Raw genomic sequence first — 21641 nt, 5'->3', positions numbered from 1 at the left:
CGGACGGCAGGACAGGGCCTCAGGCCCGGCCCAGCAGCTCTCCGTGCAGCACGCTGAACCAGCCGTCCGGGTCGGCCGCCCAGCGCTGCCAGCCCTCGGAGATCCGCCGCAGCTCGTCCCGGTCGGCGAAGCCGCGCTCGACCGCCTGCCCGGCGATCGCCGAGTCGGTGATCCGCTCCGCCCACATCCCGCCCCACCAGGCCCGCTCCTCGTCGGAGGCGTAGCACCAGGTCGCGGAGCCCGAGCTGAGCTCGGTGAAGCCCGCGGCCCGGGCCCAGGAGCGCAGCATCCGTCCGGCCTCCGGCTCGCCGCCGTTGCTCCGGGCGACCCGGTGGTACAGCGCGTTCCAGTCGTCCAGTTCGGGGACCGCGGGGAACCAGGTGAAGGCCGCGTAGTCGGAGTCCCGGGCGGCGACCACCCCGCCGGGGCGGCAGACCCTGCGCATCTCCCGCAGCGCCTGGACCGGGTCGGCGACGTGCTGCAGCACCTGGTGCGCGTGGACCACGTCGAAGGAGTCGTCCGGGTACGGCAGCGCGTGGATGTCGGCGACCTCGAAGACCACGCCCGACACCCCGGCCTCGGCCACCGCGCGTTCGGCCTGCGCCAGCACCTCGGCCGAGTAGTCCACCGCGGTCACCCGGCCCGGGGCCACGATCTTCGCCAGGTCCGCGGTGATGGTGCCGGGACCGCAGCCGACGTCCAGCAGTTCCTGGCCCGGCTTCAGCTCGGGCAGCAGGTAGGCGGCGGAGTTCGCCGCGGTGCGCCAGCTGTGCGAGCGCAGAACTGCGGCATGGAAACCATGGGTGTAAGTGGACATCGGATTCTCCTGTCATCCCGTCACTGGCCCTGCCTGTACTGACGACTCTAGGGCCCGTCTCTCTCACTGAGAGGATTCATCTCACTATTCGGGCAAAATTCGCCAAGTGATCCAGAGCCGGGCATTGACCCTGCCAGAGGCCACTGACACATTTGCTGCCGTGAAGCTTCAAGTGCCTTCGCAGGGTGCGGGCGACCGGGCCGAGTTGCGGATCGACGACCTGGCCCGAGCGGCAGGCACCACCGTCCGCAACGTCCGCGCCTACCAGGACCGCGGCCTCCTGCCGCCCGCGGCCCGCCGGGGTCGCGCCAACATCTACGAGCAGGCCCATCTGGAACGGCTGCAGCTGATCGCCCAACTGCTGGACCGCGGCCACACCCTGGCCGGGATCAAGGAGCTGCTGGACGCCTGGGAGAGCGGCACCGGCCTCGGCGGCGTGCTCGGCCTGGTGGCCGAGGTCACCGCGCCCTGGAGCGACGAGGAACCGGTGCGGCTCGGCCGGGCGGCGATGGTCGAGAGCTTCCACGGGGTGGAGGACCTGCACGCCATCGACGTCGCGGTACGGCTCGGCGTGCTGATCCCGGTCCCCGAGGACGACGGCGTGGACGCGGACGAGTTCCTGGTCCCCAGCCCCGGCCTGCTCGACGTGGCGGTCGAACTGCACGCCCTCGGCGTGCCGCTGCCCGCGATCACCGGGCACCTGGAGGAGCTGCGGCAGGACATCACCCACCTGGCCCGCCGCTTCGTGGAGTTCAGCGCCATCCACATCTTCGTCCGCTATGCGGGACACCAGCTGACCGACCAGGAGGCGGTCGAGGCGGTGGGCACCGTCCGCCGGCTCCGCCCGCTGGCCCGGGCCGCGGTGGACGCCGAACTCGCCCGCGCCATGCGTCTGGAGGCCACCAGGCTGCTGGACGCGGCGGTGGCGGGGCCGCTGCGGGAGCTGGTGCGCGAGGAACTCTGACCGTCCGGTACCGCGCGGGCTCAGGGCTTCACCGACTGGTAGTAGCGCCGGGCGCCCTCGGCCAGCGGCAGCGGATCCGTGTAGATCGCCGAACGGATGTCCACCATCTGGGCCGAGTGCACCTTCTGGCCGATCACGTCCCGGCTGTCGATGATCGCCGCGGTGACCCGCTCGACCAGCCCGGTCGGCACGTCGTCCCTGGTCACCATGAGGTTCGCCACCGCCAGGGTGGAGACCGCGGTGTCCGGAACGGTGAGCGGGTAGGCGCTGGCCGGCACGGTGGAGGTGCGGTAGATCTGGGTGTTCTGCGCCCCCGGGTCCTCCTCGGCGGCGAGCGCGTCCAGCTGGGTGGCCAGTCCGCCGAGCGGGACCAGTCGGACCGGATGCTGGGCGGTCAGCGCGGACACCGCGGCGCTGGGCAGCCCGCCGGACCAGAAGAAGGCGTCGATCCTGCCCTCCTCCAGCTGCTGCGGCGCCACGTCGATGCCCAGCGGCAGCGCGGTGAGTTCGCCCTTGGCCACGCTGATCCCGGCCACCTGCAGCACCCGCTGGGCGATCAGCGCCACCCCGGACCCCGGCTGGCCGGTGCCCACCCGCTTGCCGCGCAGGTCGCCGACGCTCTTGATGGGGGAGTCGCTGGGCACGACCAGCTGCACGTAGTCGTCGTACAGCCGCCCCAGCGACCGCAGGTGGGTCGCCCCCGGGCCGGTGAAGTGGGCCACCGCGTCGGCGGTGGCGATGCCGAAGGTGTCCCGGCCGTCGCTGATCCGGCTGAGGTTGTCAGGACCCCCGGCCGAGGCGTCCAGCCGCAGGGTCACCCCGGGCAGGTCCCGGTCCAGGGTCGGCCGCAGCAGGTCCCCGTAGCGCTGGTAGACGCCCCCGTTCGACCCGGTGGCGAGCCCGTAGGTCCCGCGCGGGTAGGAGATGCCGTCCGGGGTCGCCAGCCACCAGCCGCACCCCGCCGCGGCCAGCAGCACCAGCGCGAGCAGCAGCCGTACCGCCCGTGAGCGCAGGCTCCAGCGCGGATTCCACCGCGTGCTCTGCCGCATCCCCCGGACCAGGTCCCGGCCCGGGAGCGTGCGCAACCGTCTGCTGTCCGCCATGCGGGTGATCCTGCCAGCACAACCCTTACTCTTGGGGGCGTGGGTACCGCTGAAATTTCCAAGACCGCCGCCAAGACGTATGAGATCCGCACGCACGGCTGCCAGATGAACGTCCACGACTCCGAGCGCCTGTCCGGGCTGATGGAGGAGGCCGGCTACGCCAAGGCCCCGTCCGGGGCGGACGCCGACGTGGTCGTGTTCAACACCTGCGCGGTGCGGGAGAAGGCCGACAACCACCTCTACGGCAACCTCGGCCAGCTCGCCTCGGTCAAGGCGGTCAAGCCGGGCATGCAGATCGCCGTCGGCGGCTGCCTGGCCCAGAAGGACCGCGAGACCATCGTGAAGAAGGCCCCCTGGGTCGACGTGGTCTTCGGCACCCACAACATCGGCCACCTGCCGGCGCTGCTGGAACGCGCCCGGGTCCAGGAGGAGGCCCAGGTCGAGATCCTGGAGTCGCTGGAGGTCTTCCCCTCCACCCTCCCCACCCGCCGCGAGTCCGCCTACGCGGCCTGGGTGTCGATCTCGGTCGGCTGCAACAACACCTGCACCTTCTGCATCGTCCCGGCGCTGCGCGGCAAGGAGAAGGACCGCCGCACCGGCGACATCCTGGCCGAGGTCCAGGCCCTGGTCGCGGAGGGCGTGGTCGAGGTCACCCTGCTCGGCCAGAACGTCAACGCCTACGGCCAGGACATCGGCGACCGCGCCGCCTTCGGCAAGCTGCTGCGCGCCTGCGGCGAGGTCGAGGGCCTGGAGCGGGTCCGCTTCACCTCGCCGCACCCCAAGGACTTCACCGACGACGTCATCGCGGCGATGGCGGAGACCCCGAACGTGATGCACCAGCTGCACATGCCGCTGCAGTCCGGTTCGGACAGCGTGCTGCGGGCGATGAAGCGCTCGTACCGGCAGGAGCGCTACCTCGGCATCATCGAGAAGGTCCGCGCGGCGATGCCGGACGCGGCCATCTCCACCGACATCATCGTCGGCTTCCCGGGCGAGACCGAGGAGGACTTCCAGCAGACCATGCACGTGGTCCGGGAGGCCCGGTTCGCCCAGGCGTTCACCTTCCAGTACTCCAAGCGGCCCGGCACCCCGGCCGCCGAGATGGCGGGGCAGATCCCCAAGGAGGTGGTCCAGGAGCGGTACCTGCGCCTGGTCGCGCTCCAGGAGGAGATCTCCTGGGAGGAGAACAAGAAGCAGGTCGGACGGATCCTGGAGGTCCTGGTCGCGGAGGGCGAGGGCCGCAAGGACCAGCACACCGACCGGCTCTCCGGACGCGCCCCGGACAGTCGGCTGGTTCACTTCACCAAGCCTGTCGAGGGCGTCCGCCCCGGCGACGTCGTCACCGTCGAGATCAGCTACGCCGCCCCGCACCACCTGCTCGCCGAGGGCGCGCCGCTGGCCGTGCGGCGGACCCGGGCCGGGGACGCCTGGGAGAAGCGCCAGGCGGAGCCCGCCAAGCCGGCCGGGGTGATGCTGGGCCTGCCGTCCCTCGGCGTGCCCGCGCCCCTGCCCGTCGCCGACGCCCCGAGCTGCCGGTAGGGTCGGCCGCATGCTGGTCGCCGCCGCCGTCTGCCCCTGCCCGCCGCTGCTGGTCCCGGAGGTCGCCTCGGGTGCCGCACCCGAGCTGGACGGCCTCCGCGGCGCCTGCGACACCGCCCTCGGCGCGGTCCTCGCGGCGCGGCCGGACCTGCTCTGGGTGGTCGGCCCCGACGCCGAGCACATCAGCTTCGAGGACGGCGGCACCGGGACCTTCGGTCCGTTCGGGGTGGACCTGGCGGTGACCCTCGGCCGCACCGGGTCGACCGAGCCGCTGCCCGCCTCGCTCAGCGTCGGCGCCTGGCTGCTCGCCCGGGCCGGCTGGGACGGTCCGGCCAAGGGACTGGCCGTCCCCGACTACCTGGAGCCCGACCTCTGCGCCGCCAACGGCGTCCGGCTGGCCGAGTCGGCCGCGCGGGTGGGCCTGCTGGTGCTCGGCGAGGGCAGCGCCCGGCGCACCCTGAAGGCGCCCGGCTACCTGGACGAGCGGGCCGACGGCTTCGACGCCGCCGCTGCCCGCGGCCTGGCCACGGCCGACTCCGGCGGTGAGCTGTCGGCCATGGACGACGAGCTGGCGTTCGAGCTGATGGCCTCGGGACGGGCGCCCTGGCAGGTGCTCTCCGGGGCCGCGTCCGGGGCGCTGGACGCCGAACTGCTGTACCAGGACGCCCCGTACGGCGTCGGCTACTTCGTCGCCAGCTGGACCTGACTCAGGACGCCTGCGGGCCGGTCGGCTCGGTCGGCTCCGCGGCTTCGGCCGACGACTTCTCGGCGATGTGGTCCAGGGTCTCCTTGGCCTTGTCCCGACCCGAGTGGATCTTGTCGCTGTACTTGCCCTTGGTGGCCTTGTCCGCCATCTCGCCGACCTTGTCCAGGCCGGAGTCGATGCTCGCGCTGTGCTTGCCGGCGAGCTCGGTCGCCTTCTCCTTGGCCTGGTCGAGCGCGCCCTTGAGAGTGTCAGAGAGACCCATTACCGCTCCTCGTGCTGCCGGACGGAATTCGACAAACCGCCCATGATTACCCATAGCGTACGAGTCGTCGCGGCTCCGCGCGCTCCGCACCGCCCGGGGTTTGCGAGACTTGCCCGGTGAACAGCGTCTCCGCCTCGCGCGCCAGTGCCCCCCGTGTCATCGCCGTCGTCGGCGCCACCGCCGCAGGCAAATCGGATCTGGGGGTGGCCCTGGCCCGGGAACTCGGCGGAGAGGTGGTCAACACCGACTCCATGCAGCTCTACCGGGGCATGGACATCGGCACCGCCAAGCTCACCGTCGACGAGCGCAAGGGCATCCCGCACCACCTGCTGGACGTCTGGGACGTCACCGTCGCCGCCAGCGTGGCCGAGTACCAGCGGATGGCGCGGGAGGCCATCGACGCGCTGCTGGCCCAGGGGCGCACCCCGGTCCTGGTCGGCGGCTCGGGCCTCTACGTCCGCGCCGCCATCGACGAGCTGGACTTCCCCGGCACCGACCCGGTGGTCCGGGCCCGGCTGGAGCAGGAGCTCGAGGAGCACGGCTCCGGCCTGCTGCACAACCGGCTGGCCGCGCTGGACTCGCAGGCCGCGCAGGCCATCCTGCCCAGCAACGGGCGCAGGATCGTCCGGGCGCTGGAGGTCGTGGAGATCACCGGGAAGCCCTTCAGCGCCAACCTGCCCGGCCATGAGTCGGTCTACGACGCGGTCCAGATCGGGGTCCAGGTGCCCCGGCCCGAGCTGGACCGGCGGATCGCCCTCCGGGTGGACCTGATGTGGGAGGCCGGCCTGCTCGACGAGGTCGCCCGGCTGGCCGAGGTCGGCCTGCGCGAGGGCCGCACCGCGTCCCGGGCGCTCGGCTACCAGCAGGCGCTGTGCGAGCTGGACGGGGACTGCACCGAGCTGGAGGCGCGGGAGGAGACGGTACGGGCGACCAAGCGCTTCGCCCGCCGCCAGGAGTCCTGGTTCCGCCGCGACCCGCGGGTGCACTGGCTGCAGCACGAGGGGCGCCCGGGCGACCGGGACGAGCTGCTGCGGCGCTCGCTGGAGCTGGTCGGCGCCGCGGCCTGAGCCGTCCGCCCGCGCGCCCGGTGGTGTGCGTCCCGCGCACCACCGGCGCGAAGCGGGGCGGCGGTTACAGGCTGATCACGTCATGGCCACGGATCACCGATCCGGCCCTGAGGAGCGTGGCCGGGTGAGATGTACGTGCCATCATCAAGCATCGAGAGAGCCAGTTGAGCTTCGGGCCGCCAGGGCCGGAACCGGGACCAGGGAGGCCGTGTGTCGATGGATACCGGCCCCGAGACCCATCGGCTGCCCGAGGACCCGTTCGGTCCGGTCGGACTCCCGTTCGGTGAACTGACGCCGCTTCCGCCCGCCGACAGCACCGGCGAGGGCAACTTCCAGGAACGCGAACTGCGTCCCTCCGGGCGGCTCAAGTACTGGCAGATCCTTCCGATCGCCGCCCTCGCCATCCTCGGCTCGCTGATGTTCGCGTTCCCGCTGGCCTTCGAGTCCGGGGACGCCGGGTCGCTGGTCGGGATGCTCGGGCTGCTGCTCACCGCCGCCTCGGCCGGCTGGGGCGCGATCGCCGCCCGCAGGGCCGGCTACAGCTGGCCGGGACTGCCGCGGCAGGGGTCGGGACGCGCGACCGGCTGGCGCGCACTGCTCGGCTACACCGCCTTCACCGCGCTGATGCTGGCCCTCGGCGTGTGGCGGGTCTCGCACATCAGCGGCTGATCCCGCCGGGCCGCCGCTGCCGACCGCCCCCTTACGATGGTGGGGTGAGCGAGATCTTGAAGGGCCTGCGTTTCCTGAAGGGCCACGGCACCGAGAACGACTTCGTGATCGTCCCCGACCCGGACGGCCTGCTCGACCTGCCGCCCGCGCTGGTGGCGCGGCTCTGCGACCGGCGGGCCGGGATCGGCGGCGACGGGCTGCTGCGGGTGGTGCGCTCCGCCGCGCACCCGGAGGCGGCGCCGATGGCCGCCGAGGCCGAGTGGTTCATGGACTACCGCAACTCCGACGGCAGCGTCGCCGAGATGTGCGGCAACGGGGTCAGGGTCTTCGCCCGCTACCTGGTCACGGCCGGTCTGGCCGAGGGCGGCGAGCTGGCCGTGGCCACCCGGGCCGGGGTGCGCGCGGTGCGGGTCGCGGCCGAGGGCCCGGACGGCCCCGGCGAGATCACCGTCACCATGGGCCGGGCCGAACTCCCGGGCCCCGACGGCATCGTGGTCACCGTCGGCGAGCGGCAGTGGCCGGCGCTCAACGTCAGCATGGGCAATCCGCACGCCGTCGTCTTCGTGGACGACCTGGCCCACGCGGGCAAGCTGCTCGACCCGCCCGCGGTGGCCCCGGCCGCGGCCTACCCGGCCGGCGTGAACGTGGAGTTCGTGGTGGACCGCGGACCGCGCCACGTGGCCATGCGGGTGCACGAGCGCGGCTCCGGCGAGACCCGCTCCTGCGGCACCGGCGCCTGTGCGGTGATGGTCGCCGCCGCCCGCAGGGACGGCGCCGACCCGGCCAGGACCGGGCAGCCGGTGACCTACACCGTGGACCTGCCGGGCGGACGGCTGGTGATCACCGAGCAGGTGGACGGAACCGTGCTGATGACCGGCCCCGCGGTGATCCTCGCGGAGGGCGGGATCGACCAGCGGTGGCTGGCCGGCTGACACGGGGTCAAACTAGTAAGCCTTGCCATTCCTGACCCGCTTCAAATCCCCCGAACGGGTGATCAAGGTGACGTTGGGAACACAACGCATCGCCGAGCGTGTTGCAATCGCTAGCATGGACCATCGGGGTGCTGTACCACTCCGGTGATCGCTGCCGGAGGTGCGCATGAACGTCAATGCCAGTGATCTCCCCGCCGTCCCGCTGGTGGGCCGCAAGACCGCGCCGCCGCCGGGTGCCGCGACAGGCTCCGCCGGCGGGCTGAGACGTGCCCGGGCCCGCTCCGGGCTGGGCCGGGCCGGCTTCGCCGCGCTGCTGGCCGGGGGCCGCCCGCAGTTCGCCGACGCCCTGGAACCGGTGCTCAGCGCCCACCGCACCCACCACCCGCGCGCCGATCTGGCCCTGCTCGACCGGGCCTACCAGGTGGCCGAGGCCTCGCACCGGGGCCAGACCCGGAAGAGCGGCGAGCCTTTCATCACCCATCCGCTGGCCGTCACCATGATCCTGGCCCAGCTCGGCGCGGAGACCACCACCCTGGTCGCCTCCCTGCTGCACGACACGGTCGAGGACACCGCGGTGACGCTGGATCAGGTCCGCGAGGGCTTCGGCCAGGAGGTCGCCTACCTGGTCGACGGGGTCACCAAACTGGAGAAGGTCGACTTCGGCGCCGCCGCCGAGGCGGAGACCTTCCGCAAGATGCTGCTCGCCACCGGCGAGGACGTCCGGGTGATGGTGATCAAGCTCGCCGACCGGCTGCACAACATGCGCACCATCCGGCACATGAAGCCGGCCAGCCAGGTCAGGATCGCCAAGGTCACCAGGGACGTGCTGATCCCGCTGGCCGAGCGGCTCGGCATCCAGGTGGTCAAGACCGAGCTGGAGGACATCGTCTTCGCCACCCTGCACCCGGAGGAGTACGCGGCCACCCGAGCCGTGCTCGCCGCCAGGGAGGCCGCCCAGCAGGCCGAGGGCCAGGACCCGCTCGCCGAGTTCGCCGGAGCGCTGCGCCGGCAGCTGCGCGAGGCCCGGATCCAGGCCGAGGTGACGGTACGCCCCCGGCACTGCGTGTCGCTGCACCGCACCCTGCTGCGCCGCGGCGAGCCGGGGCCGACCGACTTCGGCCGGGTGCTGGTGGTGGTCGAGGAGAACGCCGACTGCTACGCGGTCCTCGGCGAGCTGCACACCTGCTGGTCGCCGCTGCCGGGGGAGTTCAAGGACTTCGTCGCCGCCCCCAAGTTCAACCTCTACCAGTCGCTGCACACCGCCGTCGCCACCGAGCCGACCGAGGTGGTGGAGGTGCTGGTGCGCACCGCGCAGATGCACCGGGTGGCCGAGTTCGGCGTGGTCGCCCTGGACAGCCCCGCCGCCCGGGCCGAGGACAGCGGCGGCCCCGCCAGGGACGAGCTGGACCGGACCGACCCGGCCCGGCCCGGCTGGCTCTCCCGGCTGCTGGAGTGGCAGCGGGAGACCCCGGACTCGGACAGCTTCTGGTCCGCGCTCACCGCCGACCTCTCCGGCGACGGCGAGCTCACCGTGGTCACCGAGGACGGCCGGACGCTGCAGCTGCCGATCGGCTCCAGCTGCGTGGACGCCGCGTACGCGCTCGGCGAGGACGTCGGCCACCGATGTATCGGCGTGCGGCTCGGCGGCAGGCTGGCGGCGCTCTCCACCCGGCTGCAGGACGGCGACGTGGTCGACGTGCTCACCGAGGCCGAGGAGCAGGGCGGCCCGGCCAGGGAGTGGCTGGAGCACGCCAGGACCGCCGCCGCCAGGATCGCCATCGAACGCTGGCTGGCCGACCATCCGGAGGCCGACGAGGCCGGCTCAGGTTCCGCCGACGAACTGCCGCAGCAGGCGGTCGAACGTCCCCTCGTCGATCCGCCGGTGCTGCCGGACTCGCCCGATTCGGCCGTCCGCGAGCCGGTGGCCGTGGTCGCCGAGGGCCTGCCCGGCGCGTCGGTACGGCTGGCCCGCTGCTGCACCCCGGTCCCGCCCGACCCGCTGCTCGGCTTCGCGGTCAAGGGCGGGATCGCGGTGCACCGCACCGGCTGCCCGACCGGGGTCGGCATGGCCGGCGGGGGCCGGGTGCCGGTGGGCGTGTCCTGGGTGCAGGACGCCGCCCCGGTCGGCTACATGGTCACGGTCCAGGCCGACGCGCTGGGGCGGCCCCGGCTGCTGGCCGACCTCACCGCGGCGATCTCGGCGGTCGGCGCGGACATCTTCTCCGCCTCGGTCGAACCCCCGCAGGAGCTGCGGGTGCGCCACCGCTACACGGTCGAGCTGCCGGACCCCGCGCTGCTGCCCGACCTGATGAGGGCCATGCTGAAGGTGGCCGGTGTCTACGACGTCTACCGGGCGGTCCCGCAGGCCGCGGATAATCCGGATGACCGTTCCGGAGAGGGCATGCGACCATCGTCGGGAATCCGCGGCACCGCTGCGGCGTTGTCCGGTGTGGAGGCGGTTCCCTCGCCTCCCGCAACCGATTCCCCTTCCTAAGGATGCAATGACCTCCACGTACGAAGCCCGCGAAGCCTCCGCGCAGCAGGACCCCACGCAGGACCGCGGCACCCGCCGCGCGGACGCACTGATGGACGAGGACCTCGCGGGATTCGACGAGGGACTCGGCGGCGGCTACCGCGGCAACGACTACGACGGCGACCAGTTCGACCGCGGCGACCGCGCCTCGCTCCGACGGGTGTCCGGGCTCTCCACCGAGCTCCAGGACGTCACCGAGGTCGAGTACCGCCAGCTCCGCCTGGAACGGGTGGTCCTGGTCGGCGTCTGGACCGACGGCACGGCCCAGGAGGCGGAGAACTCCCTCGCGGAGCTCGCCGCCCTGGCCGAGACCGCGGGATCCCAGGTGCTCGACGGTGTGATCCAGCGCCGCGACCGGCCCGACCCGGCCACCTACATCGGCTCCGGCAAGGCCAAGGAGCTGCGCGACATCGTCGAGGCCACCGGTGCGGACACCGTGGTCTGCGACGGTGAGCTCAGCCCCGGCCAGCTGATCCACCTGGAGGACGTGGTCAAGGTCAAGGTGGTCGACCGCACCGCCCTGATCCTGGACATCTTCGCCCAGCACGCCAAGTCCCGTGAGGGCAAGGCGCAGGTCTCGCTCGCGCAGATGCAGTACATGCTGCCGCGCCTGCGCGGCTGGGGCGCCTCGCTGTCCCGGCAGATGGGTGGTGGCGGCGGCTCCTCGGCCGGCGGCGGTGGCGGTATGGCCACCCGCGGCCCCGGTGAGACCAAGATCGAGACCGACCGTCGTCGGATCCGCGAGAAGATGGCGAAGCTCCGCAGGGAGATCGCCGACATGAAGAAGGGCCGCGACACCAAGCGGCAGGAGCGGCGGCGCCACCAGGTGCCGTCGGTGGCCATCGCCGGCTACACCAACGCCGGGAAGTCCTCGCTGCTGAACCGGCTCACCGGGGCCGGCGTGCTGGTCGAGAACTCCCTCTTCGCCACCCTGGACCCCACGGTCCGGCGCGCGGAGACCCCCGGCGGCCGGGTCTACACCCTGGCCGACACCGTCGGATTCGTCCGGCACCTGCCGCACCACCTGGTCGAGGCGTTCCGCTCCACCATGGAGGAGGTCGCCGACGCCGACCTGATCCTGCACGTGGTCGACGGCGCGCACCCCGAGCCGGAGGCGCAGCTCGCCGCGGTACGCCAGGTGATCGTCGACGTGGACGCGCAGAACGTGCGCGAGATCGTCGTGGTCAACAAGGCCGACGCGGCCGACCCCGAGGTGCTGGCCCGGCTGCTGCGCCGGGAGCGGCACGCCATCGCGGTCTCGGCCCGCACCGGGCAGGGCATCGCCGAGCTGCTCCGGCTGATCGAGGAGGAGCTGCCGCGTCCGGCGGTCGAGGTGAATGTGCTGGTCCCCTACACCAGGGGCGACCTGGTCTCCCGGGTGCACAAGGACGGCGAGCTGCTGTCCGAGGAGCACACCGGCGAGGGCACCCTGCTCAGGGCCCTGGTCCTGGCGGACCTCGCGGCCGAGCTGGAGCAGTACACCCCGGTCGCGCCGACCGTCTGAGACACCGGCGTTCCGCTCGACGGGCGGCCGTTCCCGCAGGTCAGGAACGGCCGCCCGTCGGCTTTTGATTTCCTCGGTACCTCAGGGGGTGCGCTCTCGTTAGACCAAAGGGGCGTCACCCGAGGGGGTGTACACCCAGCTGCCGCCGCCGCCCGTCCGGGTGGTGGCCGACAGGTCGGTGCCTGCCCCCGGACTAGCCAGGAGGAACCCAGGCCGTGCCGCTGACCGTCCTGCCACCAGCCGCCGAGGCCGACGCCATCCTCGGCCGTCAGGCGGCCCGCGAGTCCGCCGCCCGCACCTACGCCCGCGCGCTGCCGATCGTCCCGGTGCGGGCCAGGGGGATGACGGTGGAGGGGGCCGACGGCAGACGCTATCTGGACTGCCTGTCCGGGGCCGGGACGCTGGCGCTGGGCCACAACCACCCGGTGGTGCTGCAGGCGGTCCGCGAGGTGCTGGACTCCGGGGCCCCGCTGCACATCCTCGACCTGGCCACACCGCTGAAGGACGAGTTCACCACCGAGCTGTTCGCCTCGCTGCCCGAGGAGTTCGCCAGGGACGCCCGGATCCAGTTCTGCGGACCGGCCGGGACCGACGCGGTCGAGGCGGCGCTGAAGCTGGTCCGCACCGCCACCGGGCGCAGCGGGCTGCTGGCCTTCACCGGCGCCTACCACGGGATGACCGCCGGGGCGCTGGCCGCGGGCGGCGACGTGGACGCCAGGGCCGGCCTGGCCGGGACGGTGCAGCAGCCGGTGCGGCTGCCCTACCCCTTCGACTACCGCTGCCCGTTCGGGGTCGGCGGGCCGCAGGGCGCGCGGATCGCCGCCCGCTGGACCGCCTCGCTGCTGGACGACCCCAAGGGCGGGGTGGAACCCCCGGCCGGGATGATCCTGGAAGCGGTGCAGGGGGAGGGCGGGGTGATCCCGGCCCCGGACGAGTGGCTGCGTGAGATGCGCCGGATCACCAGCGCGCACGGCATCCCGCTGATCGTGGACGAGGTGCAGACCGGGGTGGGCCGGACCGGCGCGTTCTGGGCGGTCCAGCACTCCGGGATCGTCCCCGACGTGTTGGTGGTCTCCAAGGCCGTGGGCGGCAGTCTGCCGCTGGCGGCCATCGTCTACCGCGGTGAGCTGGACGTCTGGGCGCCGGGGGCGCATGCCGGGACCTTCCGCGGCAACCAGCTGGCCATGGCCGCCGGGACCGCGACGCTGCGGTTCGTCCGGGAGGAGCGGCTGGCCGAGCGGGCCGCGCTGGTCGGCGAGCGGATGCTGGCCCGGCTGCGGGCGCTGCGCTGCCTGCTGCCGGCCATGGGGGACGTCCGCGGGCGCGGCCTGATGCTCGGGGTGGAGCTGGTGGACCCGCAGGCGGACGCCGACCCGCTGGGTGCCCGCCCGGCCGCGCCCGCCCTCGCCGCGGCGGTGCGCGAGGAGGCGCTGCGGCGCGGCCTGATCATCGAGCTCGGCGGCCGGCACAACAGCGTGCTGCGGCTGCTGCCACCGCTCACCATCACCGACGAGCAGGTCGACGCGGTACTGGACCGGCTGGGCGAGGCCGTCCACGCGGCCTCGGCGCTGCCTGCCGCGCTGCCCGCCGCCCGCTCGGGCCTGCAGCGGTGACCGGCCCGGCAGAGGCGCCGCTCCCGGCCGGCGCCGGGCTGGCGGGCGGGGTCGGCGGCCCGGACACGCTGGAACCGCTGCTGGCCGTGGTGCTGTCGGCCCTGCGGGACGGGGCCGTCCGCCGGGACGGCCCGCTGCCCGCCGGCGGACCGGCCGCGGTGGCCGAGGGGCTGGCTGGGCTGCTCGCACCGCAGTCCCTGCTGCCCGACACCGGCGACCCCCAGGCGCTGCGGCTGCTCACCGAGGCCCTGGCGGCCACCGCCGCGGACCCGGCCGACCCGTACTGCGCCGCGCATCTGCACGTACCGCCGCTCGCCGTGGCCGCCGCCGCGGACCTGGCCGCCTCCGCGCTCAACGCCTCGCTGGACTCCTGGGACCAGGCCCCCGGCAGCACCTCGGTGGAGCTCGCGGTGCTGCGGGTGCTGGCCGGGCTCGTCGGCTTCGCCCGGCCCGAGGCCGCCGTCGGCGTGCTCACCAGCGGCGGCACCGAGTCCAATCTGATGGGACTGCTGCTGGCCCGCGACTCCGCCGCCAAGGACAGCGGCGCGGCGGCGCGGCTCACCGTGCACTGCTCGACCGCCGCGCACTTCTCCCTCGCCCGCGCCGCGTCGATCCTCGGCCTGGGCGCGGACGCCGTGGTCCCGGTCGACACCGACCCGGACGGCAGGATGGACCCGCGGCTGCTGGACTGGGGCCTCGCCGACACCCGCGCCGCCGGGCGCACCCCGGTCTGCGTGGTCGCCACCGCCGGCACCACCGACTTGGGCGCGATCGACCCGCTGCCGGTGATCGGTGCCGTCGCCCGGCGCCATGGCGTCCGGCTGCACGTCGACGCCGCCTACGGTGGCGGCGCACTGTTCTCGCGGCGGCTGGCGCCGCTGCTGGCCGGGCTGGGCGAGGCCGACACCATCGGCCTCGACCTGCACAAACTCGGCTGGCAGCCGATCGCCGCCGGGGTGCTGCTGGCCCGGGACGCGGCCCTGCTGGCACCGCTGGAGCAGCGGGTCGCCTATCTGAACCCCGAGGACGACGAGGGCGCCGGCTACACCTCGCTGCTCGGCCGCTCGCTGCGGACCACCCGCAGGGCCGACGCCTTCAAGATCGCGGTCACCCTGCGCACCCTCGGCCGGGACGGCCTCGGCGCGCTGGTCGACCGCTGCCACGACCTGGCCCGCGCCGCCGCCGAACGCATCGACGCCGAACCCGCGCTGGAGCTCACCGCCGCCCCGGTGCTCAGCACCGTGCTGTTCCGCTACCTCCCCGCCCGGGCCGACCCGGACCGGGTCAACGCCGCCCTGCGGCGACGACTGCTCGCGGACGGGACCGCCGTGGTCGGCCGGACCGTCCTGGGCGAGGGCCCGGGATCGGTCCGGCTGAAGCTGACCCTGCTCAACCCGCACACCACCACGGCGGATCTGGACCGCCTGCTCGCGCGGGTCCGCAGCGCGGGCGCCGAGATGGAAGCCGAAGCCGAAGCCGAGAACGAAGCCGAAGCAGCCCAGGAAGACCAGGAGAGCAACTCGTGAGCACTGCTGCCACCGCAGGCGGGCTCCTCGCGCAGAACGCCGCGCCACAAGCCGCGCCGCCCACCGCCCGCGCCACCATCCAGGTCGAAGGAGCCGACCCGCTGCTGCACCCGGACCCCGCCGTCGCCGCCGACTGCGCCGGTACCGAGAGCCTGCTCCGCTGCTGGGTGCGGGAGACCGGTGTCACCGAACCGGCCGGGGGCGTGCTCAGGGTCGCCCTCGGCGACGGGCTGCAGCTCAGCGTCCCGGTCCGCTACTGGTCGGCCTGCGGCTGGCACCGCTTCGGCCGGGCCTCCCTGGTCGCGGGCACCGGCTCCGGGTACCCGGTGGACGCGGTGACCGTGGCCGCGCTGCTGGCCCGGGGCTCGGACCCGGCCGAAGCGGCCTCCCCGCGCCATGTCGCCGACCTGGCCGGACGGGTGGTCGACTCGGTGCGCCGCACCGCGCGCTTCATCGCCGAGCACCGGGAGGCCCCCGGGCCGCCCGCCGGCACCACCCCCTTCCTGGACACCGAGCAGTCCCTGCTGCTCGGCCACCCGCTCCACCCCACCCCCAAGAGCCGCGAGGGCCTCGGCGAGGCCGAGACCGCCGCCTACTCGCCCGAACTGCGCGGCGCCCACCCGCTGCACTGGTTCGCCGTCGACGCCGACCTCGCCGCCACCGACTCGGCGCTGCCGCAGGACGCCGCCGCGATCACCGCCGCGCTGCGCGGCGACGACGGCCCCGCGCTTCCGCCCGGAACCGTCGCCCTGCCGCTGCATCCGTGGCAGGCAAGGGAACTGACGCACCGTCCGGCCGTCCGCAAGCTCCTGGACGCGGGTCGGCTGCACGACCTCGGCAGCAGTGGGCGGCCCTGGTACCCCACCTCCTCGGTGCGCACCCTCTACCAGCCCGGCACCCCCTACATGCTGAAGCTCTCGCTCGGCCTGCGGATCACCAACTCCCGCCGGGAGAACCTCCGCAAGGAACTGCACCGGGGCGTCGAGGTGCACCGGCTGCTCAACAGCGGCCTCGGCCGTGAGTGGCAGGCGGCGCACCCCGGCTTCGACATCGTCCGCGACCCGGCCTGGGTCGGCGTCGACCTCCCCGTCCCCGGCGACTCCGCGGCCGGCCGGAGCGCCGCCAGCGGTCTGGACACGGTGATCCGGCAGAACCCCTTCGGCCCCGGCGACCGGGCCCACTGCGTGGCCGGACTCGTCGCCGAACGCCCGTCCAGCACCGCCGCCGGAGGCCCGGCCCGCTCCCGGCTCGGCGAACTGCTGCACACCCTGGCCGCCCGCACCGGCCGCCCCACCGCGACCGTCGCCACCGAGTGGTTCCTGCGCTACCTCGACGCGATGGTGCTCCCGCTGCTCTGGCTCGACGGGCAGGCCGGCATCGCCCTGGAGGCGCACCAGCAGAACAGCCTGGTGCTGCTGGACGCCCACGGCTGGCCCAGCGGCGGACGCTACCGGGACAACCAGGGCTACTACTTCCGCGACTCCCGCGCCGCCGACCTGGACGCCAGGCTCCGCGGCATCGGCCAGGACAGCGACACCTTCGTCCCGGACGCCGTCGCCGACGAGCGCTTCGCCTACTACCTCGGCTTCAACCACCTGCTGGGACTGATCGGCGCCTTCGGCTCGCAACGTCTGGCGGACGAACGGGTCCTGCTGGCCGCCCTGCGCCGCTTCCTGGCCGGACCCGCCGCGGCGGCCACCGGCTCCACCCTGCCGGCCCTGCTGCTGGACGCCGACACCCTGCGCTGCAAGGCCAATCTGCTCACCCGGCTGCACGGCCTGGACGAACTGGTCGGCCCAGTGGAGACCCAGTCGGTCTATGTCACCGTCGCCAACCCGGTCGCCAGCTCGGTCGCCGTACGCGGGGCCGCCGCTTCGGCTTCGGCCGCCGGGCCCGCGCCGGGCGTCCCGCAGGCCGCCGGAGCCGCCCGGTGAACCGCCCGGCCCGGCCCTCGGACAGCCACCACGACCGCCGTCCCGGAACCGTCCAGCCGCAGCAGCCCGGGGTGCTGCCCAAGCCCCGGGCGCCGCGCCGCCCGGCCGGGCCCGACCTGCTGGACGGGGTCGGCCGCTGGGGTGCGACCGAGACCGTGGTCGGCCAGTTCCGGTTCCAGCCGGTCCGACTGCCGCGTGACCTGGCCCAGGTCACCGCCTGGATGAACGACCCCGTGGTCGCCGCCTTCTGGGACCTCGCCGGACCGGCCGAACTGACCGAGCACCACCTGGCCCAGCAGTTGGACGGCGACGGCCGCAGCGTGCCCTGCCTCGGCCTGCTCGACGGGACGCCGATGAGCTACTGGGAGCTGTACCGGGCCGATCTCGACCCGATCGCCCGGCACTACCCGGCGCTGCCGCACGACACCGGGGTCCACCTGCTGCTCGGGCCGCCCGAATGCCGGGGCCGGGGGATCGGCCCGGTGCTGCTCCGTGCCGTCGCACAAAGGGTGCTGACGGAGCGTCACGTCACCCGCCGTGTGGTCGCCGAGCCGGACGTCAGAAACATCCCCTCGGTCCGCGCCTTCCTCAGAGCCGGCTTCCAGCACGCCGGGGACCTCGCCCTCCCCGGCAAGCACGCCGCCCTGATGGTCTACGACCGCCACTGAGCCGGCTCTCCAGGCCGCCGTCCCGCACGCCACCCCTCCCGACGAAGGTTGATCCCAGCCGTGGACCTCACCGCCGAACTCCCGCCCGCCACGCCCTACGACCTGGTCGGCATCGGCCTCGGCCCGTTCAACCTCTCGCTCGCCGCGCTCGCCGACGCCGTCCCCGAGCTGCACACCCTGTTCCTGGACGCCAAGCCGGAGTTCAGCTGGCATCCGGGGCTGATGGTGGACGGGGCCACCATGCAGGTCCCCTACCTGGCCGACCTGGTCTCGCTGGTGGACCCCACCAGCCCCTGGTCCTTCCTCGCCTATCTGCGGGAGCACGACCGGCTGTTCCCGTTCTACTTCTCCGAGCAGTCGCACCTGACCCGCCGCGAGTACGAGCACTACTGCCGCTGGGCCGCCGAGCGGCTGCCCAACTGCCGCTTCGCCAGCCCGGTCCGGGCGGTCAGCTGGGACGCGCCGGCGCAGGTGTTCCGGGTGGTCCTGCCCGACGGCAGGACCGTGCCCGCCCGCAACCTGGTGCTCGGCGTGGGCACCGCGCCGGTGGTCCCCGAGGCGTTCGCCGAACTGCACCGGGCGGGCCTGGTGCACCATGCCGAGCAGTACTTGACGATGCGTCATGAGTTGTCCGGGGCGGCCGACATCACCGTGGTGGGCTCAGGCCAGTCCGGCGCCGAGGTCTTCCTCGACCTGCTCCGCCGCCGGGGCGACGCCGCCGGGCCGCGGCTGCGCTGGCTCACCCGGACCCGGGCGATCGCCCCGATGGAGTACTCCAAGCTGGGTCTTGAGCATTTCACCCCGGACTACACCCGCTACTTCCACGCCCTGCCCGAGGAGGCCAGGGACCGGCTGGTCCCCGCGCAGTGGCAGCTCTACAAGGCCGCCAGCGCGGACACCCTCGCCGAGATCCACGCCGCCCTCTACGACCGCACCCTCGGCGGCGCGGCCCCGGACGCCGAGATCCTGCCGGGCACCGAGGTGACGGCCGCCAGGCCCGGCCCCTGCGGCGGCCTGGAGCTGTCCTGCCGGCACCGTGAGACCGGCGCCGAGTACCTGCTGCGCACCGACGCGGCCGTCCTCGCCACCGGGCACGCCGCCCGCCGCCCCGCGCTGCTGGAACCGCTGGCCGAGGTGATCGACTGGGACGAGCAGGGCCGCTACCGGGTCGACCTGGACCACCGGGTCGGCCTGTGGCCCGATGTCACCGGCGGGCTCTATGTGCAGAACGCCGAACTGCACACCCACGGCGTCGGCACCCCCGACCTCGGCCTCGGCGCGCACCGGGCCGCCACCATCCTCAACGCCGTCGCCGGACGCCCGGTGTACCGGCTCCCGGCCCGTACCGCCTGGACCAGCTTCGGCGCGCCGGCCGGCGCCTCCCGGCCCACCGTCCCGGCGGCGTCCCCGCTGCCCGTACCGAGGGGGCTGACGGCCTTCTCCCGTCCGACCTGGCCGCCGGCTGTCAGTGCCGACCTCTAGGCTGGGCGCGCCATGACTGAACTTTCCACGCCCGGCGAGGGCGCCACCGAGACCACCCCGACCCCCACGGCGGCGACCGCCCGGATCGGGGAACTGCTCCATGCCGCCGTGGCCGCCGTCGGCGGTGTGGAACGGCCCGGACAGATCGCCATGGCCGAGGCCGTGGCCGCCGCCGTCGAGCACAACGAGCACCTCCTGGTGCAGGCCGGCACCGGCACCGGCAAGTCCCTCGCCTACCTGGTGCCCGCCCTGGCCCACGGCGACCGGGTGGTGGTGGCCACCGCCACCCTCGCCCTGCAGCGGCAGCTGGTGGAGCGTGACCTGCCGCGCACCGTGGACGCGCTGCACCCGCTGCTGCGCCGCCGACCGCAGTTCGCCATGCTCAAGGGCCGCGGCAACTACCTCTGCCTGCACCGGGTGCACGAGGGCGCGCCGAGCGACGAGGGCGAGGGCCTGTTCGACCCGGCCGAGGTGCTCGGCGGCCCCAGCAGCAAGCTCGGCAAGGACATCGTCCGGCTCCGCGACTGGGCCGACGAGACCGAGACCGGCGACCGTGACGACATGTCACCCGGTGTCTCCGACCGGGCCTGGGCGCAGATGTCGGTCAGCTCCCGGGAGTGCCTGGGCGCGACCCGCTGCCCCTACGGCGGCGAGTGCTTCGCCGAGGCCGCCCGCGAGCGGGCCAAGCTCGCCGACGTGGTGGTCACCAACCACGCGCTGCTGGCCATCGACGCGCTGGAGAGCGCGCCGGTGCTGCCCGAGCACGAGCTGCTGATCGTCGACGAGGCGCATGAGCTGGTCTCCCGGATCACCGGCATCGCCACCGCCGAGCTGACCACCGGCGCGGTCAACCGCGCGGTCAAGCGCTCCGCCAAACTGGCCAACGAGAAGGCGGTGGACGCGCTGCAGGCCGCCGCCGAGAACTTCCACGGCCTGATGGAGATCGCCCAGCCGGGCCGGGTGGAGGAGCTTCCGGAGAACATCTCCTATGCGGTGGCCGCGATCCGGGAGGCCTGCCGGGCGGTGATCACCTCCATCGGCGAGGTGCGGGACAAGTCGCTCAGCGACGAGGACGCGGTCCGCAAGCAGGCGCTGGCCTCGGTGGAGACCATCCACGACACCACCGACCGGATGCTGGAGGGCTCCGAGTACGACGTGCTCTGGATCGAGAACAACGACCGCTTCGGCGCCGGGACTTCCTCGCTCCGGGTGGCGCCGCTGAGCGTCTCCGGGCTGCTCCGGGAGAACCTCTACAAGGAGCGCTCGGTCGTCCTCACCTCGGCCACGCTCAAGCTCGGCGGCGACTTCACCGGCGTCGGCCTCTCGCTGGGCCTCGGCCCGGAAGGGCGGCTGACCGAGGACCGGGCCGCCGCGCCGGCCGCGGCGAAGAACGCGGGCCGCGACGACGTGGGCGAGCCGTTGGCGCTGGCCACCCCCAACTGGCGGGCGATGGACGTCGGTTCACCGTTCGACTACCCCCGGCAGGGCATCCTCTACGTGGCCAGGCACCTGCCGCCGCCGGGCCGCGAGCCCGACCGTCCGGCGATGCTGGACGAGTTGGCCGAGCTGATCGAGGCGGCCGGCGGGCGCACCCTGGGCCTGTTCTCCTCGATGCGGGCCGCCCAGACCGCCGCCGAGGCGCTGCGCGAGCGCGTCCCGGGGGAGATCCTGCTGCAGGGTGAGGACACCCTCGGCGAGCTGATCCGGAACTTCTCCGCCTCCACCGAGAGCTGCCTGTTCGGCACCCTGTCGCTGTGGCAGGGCGTGGATGTGCCGGGCTCGGCCTGCCAGTTGGTGGTGATGGACCGGATCCCGTTCCCGAGGCCCGACGACCCGCTGATGAGCGCCCGGCAGAAGGCGGTCGAGGAGCACGGCGGCAACGGCTTCATGGCGGTGGCCGCCACCCATGCCGCGCTGCTGATGGCCCAGGGCGCGGGCCGGCTGATCCGGGCGGCCGAGGACCGGGGGGTGGTCGCGGTGCTCGACCCGCGGCTGGCCACGGCTCGCTACGGCAGCTTCTTCCGCTCCTCGATGCCGGACTTCTGGTACACCACGGACCGCAACCAGGTCCGCCGCTCGCTGGCGGCGATCAACGCCGCCGCCGTCCCGCCGCACCCGGTCCGGGCCCGCTGACAAGGCTGTGGCCGCCGCCCCGTACTCCTCGGGGCGGCGGTCAACGGTCCTGGTGCGCGCGGCGACTAGAGCCTGTTTCAGAAGTGGATCAGGTGACGCGTAGGCTTCCGAGGGGCCAGCCGAAGGGGGTGGCGCGGGACTCGGAGGCGGCATGGCGGCTTGGGGGAAGGCTCAGGAATCCGACGGAGA

The 21641-nt window shown here is 73.8% G+C and carries 17 protein-coding genes; 14 read left to right on the top strand and 3 right to left on the bottom strand.

Annotation, left to right across the window (positions count from 1 at the left end; all coding sequences use genetic code 11):
• Positions 1-19 precede the first annotated feature (19 nt).
• Complete coding sequence (locus tag ACEZDG_RS36815; protein WP_380519128.1) at positions 20-817, bottom strand: class I SAM-dependent methyltransferase; 798 nt, start codon at positions 815-817, stop codon at positions 20-22.
• A 160-nt stretch (positions 818-977) separates the two neighbouring features.
• Here ACEZDG_RS36815 and ACEZDG_RS36810 point away from each other — a divergent pair, with 160 nt between their 5' ends.
• Complete coding sequence (locus ACEZDG_RS36810; protein ID WP_380519126.1) at positions 978-1781, top strand: MerR family transcriptional regulator; 804 nt, start codon at positions 978-980, stop codon at positions 1779-1781.
• Positions 1782-1801: 20 nt separating this feature from the next.
• Here the strand turns inward: ACEZDG_RS36810 and ACEZDG_RS36805 are convergent, their stop codons facing one another.
• Positions 1802-2884, bottom strand: a complete 1083-nt coding sequence (locus ACEZDG_RS36805) for a TAXI family TRAP transporter solute-binding subunit (RefSeq protein WP_380519122.1) — start codon at positions 2882-2884, stop codon at positions 1802-1804.
• Positions 2885-2923: 39 nt separating this feature from the next.
• Here ACEZDG_RS36805 and miaB point away from each other — a divergent pair, with 39 nt between their 5' ends.
• Positions 2924-4423: a tRNA (N6-isopentenyl adenosine(37)-C2)-methylthiotransferase MiaB gene (miaB, locus tag ACEZDG_RS36800; RefSeq protein ID WP_380519116.1), complete on the top strand. Its 1500-nt coding sequence runs from the start codon at positions 2924-2926 to the stop codon at positions 4421-4423.
• A 10-nt stretch (positions 4424-4433) separates the two neighbouring features.
• A complete protein-coding gene (locus tag ACEZDG_RS36795; RefSeq protein WP_380519110.1) occupies positions 4434-5129 on the top strand; it encodes a class III extradiol dioxygenase subunit B-like domain-containing protein in 696 nt (231 codons plus the stop codon).
• 1 nt (position 5130) lies between these two features.
• On the opposite strand, the gene ACEZDG_RS36790 is transcribed toward ACEZDG_RS36795, so the two are convergent.
• Positions 5131-5391, bottom strand: coding sequence for an antitoxin (locus tag ACEZDG_RS36790; protein ID WP_380519105.1), 261 nt, complete (start codon positions 5389-5391; stop codon positions 5131-5133).
• A gap of 116 nt (positions 5392-5507) precedes the next feature.
• Between ACEZDG_RS36790 and miaA the strand changes: the two genes are divergently transcribed.
• From miaA to ACEZDG_RS36735, 11 genes are all read left to right on the top strand, one after another.
• A complete protein-coding gene (gene miaA, locus ACEZDG_RS36785) occupies positions 5508-6458 on the top strand; it encodes a tRNA (adenosine(37)-N6)-dimethylallyltransferase MiaA (RefSeq protein ID WP_380519099.1) in 951 nt (316 codons plus the stop codon).
• A 216-nt stretch (positions 6459-6674) separates the two neighbouring features.
• Positions 6675-7127: a hypothetical protein gene (locus tag ACEZDG_RS36780; RefSeq protein ID WP_380519094.1), complete on the top strand. Its 453-nt coding sequence runs from the start codon at positions 6675-6677 to the stop codon at positions 7125-7127.
• Positions 7128-7171: 44 nt separating this feature from the next.
• Positions 7172-8059 (top strand): diaminopimelate epimerase, encoded by an 888-nt coding sequence (gene dapF, locus ACEZDG_RS36775; RefSeq protein WP_380519091.1) that lies wholly within the window; start codon positions 7172-7174, stop codon positions 8057-8059.
• Positions 8060-8225: 166 nt separating this feature from the next.
• A complete protein-coding gene (locus ACEZDG_RS36770) occupies positions 8226-10553 on the top strand; it encodes a RelA/SpoT family protein (RefSeq protein WP_380519088.1) in 2328 nt (775 codons plus the stop codon).
• A gap of 7 nt (positions 10554-10560) precedes the next feature.
• A complete protein-coding gene (gene hflX, locus ACEZDG_RS36765; RefSeq protein ID WP_380519085.1) occupies positions 10561-12096 on the top strand; it encodes a GTPase HflX in 1536 nt (511 codons plus the stop codon).
• Positions 12097-12311: 215 nt separating this feature from the next.
• On the top strand, positions 12312-13709 hold the full coding sequence (locus tag ACEZDG_RS36760; protein WP_380519082.1) for a diaminobutyrate--2-oxoglutarate transaminase: 1398 nt from the start codon (positions 12312-12314) through the stop codon (positions 13707-13709).
• Positions 13706-15235 (top strand): pyridoxal phosphate-dependent decarboxylase family protein, encoded by a 1530-nt coding sequence (locus tag ACEZDG_RS36755; RefSeq protein ID WP_380519079.1) that lies wholly within the window; start codon positions 13706-13708, stop codon positions 15233-15235. The genes ACEZDG_RS36760 and ACEZDG_RS36755 overlap by 4 nt, the downstream gene beginning before the upstream one ends.
• Positions 15232-17169: an IucA/IucC family protein gene (locus ACEZDG_RS36750; protein ID WP_380519076.1), complete on the top strand. Its 1938-nt coding sequence runs from the start codon at positions 15232-15234 to the stop codon at positions 17167-17169. Before ACEZDG_RS36755 ends, ACEZDG_RS36750 begins: the two co-directional genes overlap by 4 nt.
• Positions 17166-17837, top strand: coding sequence for a GNAT family N-acetyltransferase (locus ACEZDG_RS36745; RefSeq protein ID WP_380519073.1), 672 nt, complete (start codon positions 17166-17168; stop codon positions 17835-17837). The genes ACEZDG_RS36750 and ACEZDG_RS36745 overlap by 4 nt, the downstream gene beginning before the upstream one ends.
• Positions 17838-17888: 51 nt before the next feature.
• Positions 17889-19319 (top strand): lysine N(6)-hydroxylase/L-ornithine N(5)-oxygenase family protein, encoded by a 1431-nt coding sequence (locus ACEZDG_RS36740; RefSeq protein WP_380519189.1) that lies wholly within the window; start codon positions 17889-17891, stop codon positions 19317-19319.
• A 12-nt stretch (positions 19320-19331) separates the two neighbouring features.
• Entirely contained in the window at positions 19332-21452 is a 2121-nt protein-coding gene (locus ACEZDG_RS36735) for an ATP-dependent DNA helicase (protein WP_380519070.1), read from the top strand.
• Positions 21453-21641: the final 189 nt, after the last annotated feature.

The sequence above is a fragment of the Streptacidiphilus alkalitolerans genome (assembly GCF_042511045.1).
Taxonomy (GTDB): domain Bacteria; phylum Actinomycetota; class Actinomycetes; order Streptomycetales; family Streptomycetaceae; genus Streptacidiphilus; species Streptacidiphilus alkalitolerans.
The sequence above is the reverse complement of the archived record's forward strand: the minus strand, read 5'-3'. Positions and strand labels throughout refer to the sequence as shown.